This window comes from Pseudomonas sp. PME37.24/006 (assembly GCF_055556635.1).
Genome location: NZ_JBVHNL010000168.1, coordinates 1 through 262 on the forward strand (window position 1 = coordinate 1; position 262 = coordinate 262).

General features: G+C 74.0%; 1 protein-coding gene. It reads left to right on the forward strand.

The features are described from left to right. Positions 1–59: 59 nt before the first annotated feature. The coding region (locus ACZ3GY_RS24270; protein WP_465912329.1) for a hypothetical protein at positions 60–262 on the forward strand (203 nt) is incomplete at its 3' end.

Sequence of the window (262 nt, forward strand, 5' to 3'; positions counted from 1 at the left end):
GTGCCGCTCGCCCAGATCGAGACCGTCGAGCGCGGCCTCCGCTCCTGGCTGACCGGATCGTGAGCACCGCGACCGCGACGTCTCCGCGGGCACGGTCCTGGCAGGGCTGGCCCGTCGCGGCGCGCATCGCGGTCATCTACGTCGCCGCGCGGCTCGTGACCACGGGGTTCTTCCTCATTGCGGCCGCGCTGTCCGGGCCGGGTTCGCGCTACGGCGTGGATCCGTCGCTCGGACAGCTCGCGCTGGGCTGGGACGCGCAGTG